General features: G+C 57.6%; 5 protein-coding genes. 3 read left to right on the top strand and 2 right to left on the bottom strand.

Translation table 11 applies throughout. The annotated features are described in order from the left end of the window. Positions 1-140: 140 nt before the first annotated feature. Positions 141-1,352: a tyrosine-type recombinase/integrase gene (locus tag ACFSM5_RS08670; RefSeq protein WP_379875926.1), complete on the bottom strand. Its 1,212-nt coding sequence runs from the start codon at positions 1,350-1,352 to the stop codon at positions 141-143. A 448-nt stretch (positions 1,353-1,800) separates the two neighbouring features. Continuing rightward, positions 1,801-2,460: a nucleotidyl transferase AbiEii/AbiGii toxin family protein gene (locus tag ACFSM5_RS08665; RefSeq protein ID WP_379875927.1), complete on the bottom strand. Its 660-nt coding sequence runs from the start codon at positions 2,458-2,460 to the stop codon at positions 1,801-1,803. A 423-nt stretch (positions 2,461-2,883) separates the two neighbouring features. On the opposite strand from ACFSM5_RS08665, the gene ACFSM5_RS08660 reads away from it, so the two are divergent. The 3 genes from ACFSM5_RS08660 to ACFSM5_RS08650 all read left to right on the top strand — a co-directional run bounded on the left by ACFSM5_RS08660 (position 2,884) and on the right by ACFSM5_RS08650 (position 6,036). Next, a complete protein-coding gene (locus ACFSM5_RS08660; protein WP_379875925.1) occupies positions 2,884-3,768 on the top strand; it encodes a LysR family transcriptional regulator in 885 nt (294 codons plus the stop codon). A gap of 185 nt (positions 3,769-3,953) precedes the next feature. Next, positions 3,954-4,739, top strand: a complete 786-nt coding sequence (locus ACFSM5_RS08655; protein ID WP_379875924.1) for a putative hydro-lyase — start codon at positions 3,954-3,956, stop codon at positions 4,737-4,739. Between the two features lie 52 nt (positions 4,740-4,791). Continuing rightward, complete coding sequence (locus ACFSM5_RS08650) at positions 4,792-6,036, top strand: ABC transporter substrate-binding protein (RefSeq protein ID WP_379875923.1); 1,245 nt, start codon at positions 4,792-4,794, stop codon at positions 6,034-6,036. The last annotated feature ends 8 nt before the right edge of the window (positions 6,037-6,044 follow it).

Raw genomic sequence — 6,044 nt, 5'->3', positions numbered from 1 at the left:
TGTCGTCCTCTGTGGTCAAGGTTGAAGGGTCGCAACTCCATCCTAACCGCCAGAAGCGGCATGGCCACACCGACCCCCACGCGTGGGGGCCGGTGTGGCCATAACTGTCAGGTGATATCCCTCTCAGCACACGCTTTCGCTTATTTCTTCAGGTTGGCGAGAGCAGCTGCGATCGCTTCATCACTGACGCCCTGCGCCCGCAGGTCAGCCAATTCCTGTTCTACGCCTGATTTTTTGGCCTTCCTGGTCTGCAGCCTCTGCTTCTTTGCGTCCGCCGCATCAAGTTTCGCCACCAGATCTGCTGGCTTCAGATGGGTGTATCGGATCAGCATCGCCAACGTCCGATGCCCCGTAATCGCTCGGACCTGCTCGATCGTCAGGCCACGCTCGAAAAACCGCGACGTCGCCTCGTGCCGTAAATCGTGCCAACGGAGTCCGTGGACATTGGCGGCCGCACAGATTCTCCTCCAGGCGTTCTGAAAGGCACCCGCCTTCACCAGGAACAAGCGGTCATCTGGGCTCTTCGGCTCCTTGCGCGCTTTATCCAATGCCTTGAGAGTCGCAAGGCAGGCCCTCGACATTGGCACCCCTAGCGGCTTGTTATTTTTGGTCACTTCCTTGGGAAGATGGATAACGCGCTTCGAGAGATCGATTTGCCGCCAACGCAATGAAGCGACATTGCCCTGACGCATGGCGGTCTCAACAGCGATGAAAAAGGCTGGCTTTATCCAGGCGTCCAAGGTTGACGCCTCCATCGCGACCAGTAGGCGCGCTTCTTCGCCTTCCTCAAGGCGGCGCTCTCTGGCCTCGCCCAAGGACGGCAGCTTGATCAGCCGCACCGGATTGATCAGCCCTTCCATCGACCACTCCTTGATGGCGTGCTGATACATCCCGCTCAAGGTCGATAGATCATGGTTGACGGTGGCCTCAGCCTTTCCATCCTCAAGGCGCTTATCCCGCCATCCGGCAAGATCTTTGCCTTTCACCTCCAGGATCGGCCGATCAACAAAGCTCGCCTGCAACCACATGTTCAGGCGATTCCGGTCCTGGACGGAGCCTTTCTTCTTCGGGCTGACCTCGTCACGGTAACGCTCGACCAGTTGCCTGAAGGTCGTCTGCTGGAGAGCCCCGTAGCCGACGGCGTCCCTCGCATCGAGCTTCGCTTCTTCGGCTATCCCCCAGGCCTCGGCCTCAGCCCTTGCCCCTAGCGGAAAGCTTTTAAAGACCGGCTTGTGCCCCTTACGGACAATCCGCACCTGATAACCAATGTGCTTCTTTTTCGCGGGCTTCTTCTCGTCGGATCCATCCGCCGGCTTTTTCTCACGCGCATACCGCTTGGTGATCGAGGCCATGAGCTTCTCCGAACCATCTGCGTCGGAGGCAATGTCGCGCAGGCGTCGCGCAATTTCAATAGACCTCACCCCAAATCCGCAGTATGATTAGCTTACATTAAATATTGGATTTTCTGACTTTCGCATTGCTAAACCGTTGTACGGGTTAAACCGTACCGTGAGTTCGAATCTCATCCCTTCCGCCAATTACGCTGAAGAGTCGCAGGAAACTGCGGCTCTTCTTCGTTTTTGGGCTTTGGCATGGGGTGGCAGGCAGTGGCACCCGCAGGCAGGATTTGGCAGGGGATTTGGGACCATGATTATCCCATGGGAATGACTGCATAACGAGCGCACCAGAAGGCTTGCCTGCCTAGGGGGACTAGCCATTTTTTGCGGCGTGTCCCCAATCGCAGCCGATTCTCAACGTCCGCTTTGGGGCAAATGGGACAAGCTAAAACAGCCCAGAAGGCTATCGAACGCTGCCCGGCCAGAGCCTGAGACAATCGGCTCTGAGAGCCTCGATAGACCGCAGGACCTCACCTTCCTGCATATCAAGCGCTCCGGCAGCATGCCGGATCTTCTCCGTATCATCGACCAGGGCTGCTATAATAGCGATAAGCTTGGCAGCGACATCCTCGCCATAAGCCTTTTCCGCTTTATGGATGGACGCCTCGGGGATGGAGCCAAGTTCGGCGATCAACATGCCCAGGTCGACGGCATCCCGATAGGCAACAGACAGGTCAAAGCAGCGATCTGCATTCGCTAACAGCCTTTCGGCATACATATCTTCGGCCACCAGGGTGGGAACGCCGAGTTGCGGATCAAACGTGCCCTCAATCTCGATGCGGCTTTCGCGGATAACCTCGAACTTGATTGGCTGCCCTCGGAACGACAGCATGGCCCGGATGCCGTATTGATCGGCCTTAAATTCCCTTAGCTGCTCGATGGGCCCATCGAAGAAAGCGGCTGCCCCATGTTTCACCGCCGCACTACGAAGTTCACGATACCCGTCGATATCAGCGCAAAGGAAATCAACGTTGAGCGAGCGACGATATTCGCCCAGTTTCAGAACTATGGCTGTGCCACCGCCGAACCAGCACTTCTGCTGGATCAGATAGTCATGGCGCATCAGGCCCAAGGTATCGGAAATCGCCTAATGTTCCGGGCGTTTGAACGCGCGCATAAGCTAGAGTCTTTCTCTCAATGGGTCAGAAGATGACCCTTGTCACAGCGCTCGGCCAGATGGCGGATCAGGGAGGCTTCCGCAGTCGTCAACCGGTCCTGATTAATGAAGCGCCAATTGCGTTCAAAGACGCTCAAGGCTTCTTCCCCAGAGATCGGACGCGCAACATTCCGGCTCCAGACGAGTAGTTTCAACGCGGGATATTCAGCCGGAACGATTTGCTCTTGGTCCTCTGCCAGCGTGGTGCCGCCGCCCCTTCATCTGAAACGGGCTAACGCCATTTCTCGTTAAGGTCCATCTGTTGGCACCCCTTGCGCTTTCGCGATAGCATGCCTGCATGATCAATTACTGCCTGCCAATGGCCCAATCGTGATCGATTTCCGAAACCTCGAGACTTTCTTCTGGGTCGCGCGCCTTGGCAGTTTTCGCCGCACGGCCGAGAAGCTGAATACCACTCAGCCCGCGATCTCAGCGCGCATCGCCCAGCTTGAAGCCAACCTCAATGTCCAACTGATTGATCGGGAGGGGCGGCGCGCCGCACTGACCGCCAAGGGGGTTGAATTGCTGGGCTATGTCGAACAGCTGCTGGCGTTGCGCGACGAGATGGTCCTGGCTGTAACAGATGCCGACTCACTCAAAGGCACCGTGCGCCTTGGTCTGTCGGAAACCATAGTCCATACCTGGTTACCGCGCCTGGTGAAAGAACTCTATCAGCGCCATCCGCAGATCACGCTGGAGATCTCGGTCGATGTCTCGGTCAATCTGCGCGACACGCTGATGGAGGGGCAGCTCGACCTTGCCATGCTGCTCGGCCCGATCAGCGCGCCCAATGTAACCAACGTCCCGCTCTGCACTTATCCGATCGCCTGGGTCGCCTCGCCCGATCTGGTCGGCGGTGATGAACCCCTGACTTTAAATGCGCTCGCGCAATGGCCGATCATCACCTATTCGCGCGCCTCCCGCCCCTATCACCAGCTGATCGAGCTTTTTAAGCAAAATAAAGTTCCCGGCGTGCGGGTGTTTGGCAACAGCTCGCTCTCCTCTATCGTGCGAATGACCATGGATGGCATCGGAATCAGTGCCATCCCTCCCACAGTCGTCCAGGAAGAATTGGCCAGCGGACGTTTACGATTGCTGCCCACGCAGACGGCACTGCCTGATTTGGTCTTTACCGCCACTTACGTGAATACGCCGAATAACTCCTTGGCAATATTGGTCGCAAACATCGCGCAGCAGGTTGCCGCTGCTGTCTAAAAACGCAACGCGCCCGCTTAAAACTTGGGCCAAACCACGATAATCAAAACGACGAAGTTAATTTCTTCCGATCAAAAGCGCCCGAATCGATCAATTTTTTTTATCAAAACCTATCCAAAACAAAAATTGGACGCCCCTCCCTTGTGAATGGCTTCATAAAAAGGTCACGAGCAGAAGGACAAAAAATGGAAGGGGTTCTCGAAAACAATACCGCCGCTTCGGTGCGGGGTCTGATCCGATCCGGCATTATTTCAGGTCATACATCAGGCTTCGCGCCTGGCTATATTCAGGGCAACGTAGTCATCCTGCCCGCTAATCTGGCTGGCGATTTCCGAGAATTTTGCACTCTTAACAAGAAATCCTGCCCTGTTCTGGCGGAATCCTTGCCGGGCGACCCCAGCTTGCCAACCCTAGGCGCTGATATCGATATCCGTCACGATCTGCCGCGCTATCGGGTTTTCAAAAAAGGCGAGTTGGACAGCGAGCCGACCGATATCGCCCACCTCTGGCGCGACGACCTCGTCACTTTCGTCATCGGCTGCTCGTTCACCTTCGAAGCGCCCCTGATCGAAGCTGGCATTCCGCTGCGCCACGTAATCGAGAAGCGCAACGTCGCGATGTATCGCACCAACATCGCAACCACCCCCGTCGGACCGTTCCAGGGACCGACCGTGGTGTCGATGCGCCCGATGTCGCCGGCCAATGCCTTGAAGGCGGTGGAGATCACCGCCCGCTTCCCCGATATGCACGGCGGCCCCATCCATTTCGGCTTCCCAGAGCAGATTGGGATCGCCGATATCACGAAGCCGGACTATGGCGATGCGATCGCCATCGAAGAGGGTGAGGTTCCGGTTTTCTGGGCCTGCGGGGTTACCCCCCAGGCGGTCATTCAGGCGGCTCGCCCCGACCTCTGCATCACCCATTCGCCTGGGTGCATGCTGATCACCGACCAGCGGCACAACCGCGGCTAACAAAAGATAACCGCCCAAAAGGGCACTTCAAAAAGCACGGAGGCTTTTAGTCATGTTCACTATGAAACGGATACTCACGTCCGCAGCCATGTGTATCGGGCTGTCGACCACTGCTTACGCTCAGCAGGAGATCACCATCGGCGTCATCGAGCCGATGTCGGGGGCCGGCGCCCAAACAGGTATCGATGCTAAGGCCGCGATGGAAACCGCCGCCGAAATCATCAATGAAAACATTGATCTCGATCTGCCGCTCGGACCGGGCGTCGGGCTCACCAATTTCGGTGGCGCCAAGATCAAACTAATTTTCGCCGACCATCAGGCCGACCCGCAGAAGGGCCGCGCGGAAGCCGAAAAGCTGATCACCGAGAACAAGGTCTCTGCCATCGTCGGCGCTTATCATTCCGCCGTCGCCGCCGTTGTGAGTCAGGTGGCAGAACGCTATCAGGTGCCGTTCCTGGCCGCCGACAGCTCCTCACCCAGCCTGCATCGCCGGAACCTCAAGTGGTTCTTCCGCACCTCGGCGCATGACGAAATGTTCTCGGCCGCGATGTTCGATTTCTATGCGGATCTGAAATCGAAGAAGAACATCGATGTCGGCAGCGTCTCGCTCTTCTACGAAGATACCATCTTCGGCACCGACAGCTCGAACGTGCAGCGCAAACTGGCTGGCGAACGCGGCATCAAGATTGCCGGTGAAATCAAATACCGGGCCAATTCCCCCTCGCTGACCTCGGAGGTCCAGCAGCTGAAATCATCGAATGGCACCGTTCTGATGCCGTCGTCCTATACGACCGACGCGATCCTGCTGACCAAGACCATGGGCGAACTCGGCTATAAGCCGCAAGCCATCGTCGCCCAAGCGGCAGGCTTTGCAGAACAGGCCTTCTTGGAAGCCGTGGGCGATAAGGCCGAGGGCATCGTCAGCCGCTCCTCCTTCGCGCTCGATCTGGCCGAAAAGCGCCCGATGATCGCCAAGGTGAACGAACTCTACAAGAAGCGGTCGGGCAAGGATCTGAACGACAACAGCGCCCGTCAGTTCATGGCGATCCTGGTCATCGCGGACGCCATCGACCGCGCTGCCTCGACCAAGAGCGAAGACATCCGCACCGCCCTGCAGAAGACCGATATTCCGGGTGAAAAAACCATCATGCCCTGGGCAAACGTCCGCTTCGACGAAACCGGGCAGAACACCGGCGCCACCCCGGTGCTGGTCCAGGTCCAGAGCGGCGCTTTCCGGTCTGTCTGGCCGTTCGAAACCGCGAGCAAGCCGGTCGTCTGGCCGATGCCCGGCCGGTAAGCGTTCGG

The sequence above is a fragment of the Lacibacterium aquatile genome (genome assembly GCF_042683105.1).
Classification (GTDB): domain Bacteria; phylum Pseudomonadota; class Alphaproteobacteria; order Elsterales; family Elsteraceae; genus Lacibacterium; species Lacibacterium aquatile.
This window is presented reverse-complemented; position numbering and strand designations above follow the sequence as displayed.

Bases quoted from the DNA above. Each gene is read 5' to 3' on its own strand.
- ACFSM5_RS08670 (WP_379875926.1), bottom strand. From the start codon at position 1,352: ATGGCCTCGATCACCAAGCGGTATGCGCGTGAGAAAAAGCCGGCGGAT.
- ACFSM5_RS08665 (WP_379875927.1), bottom strand. From the start codon at position 2,460: ATGCGCCATGACTATCTGATCCAGCAGAAGTGCTGGTTCGGCGGTGGC.
- ACFSM5_RS08655 (WP_379875924.1), top strand. From the start codon at position 3,954: ATGGAAGGGGTTCTCGAAAACAATACCGCCGCTTCGGTGCGGGGTCTG.
- ACFSM5_RS08650 (WP_379875923.1), top strand. From the start codon at position 4,792: ATGTTCACTATGAAACGGATACTCACGTCCGCAGCCATGTGTATCGGG.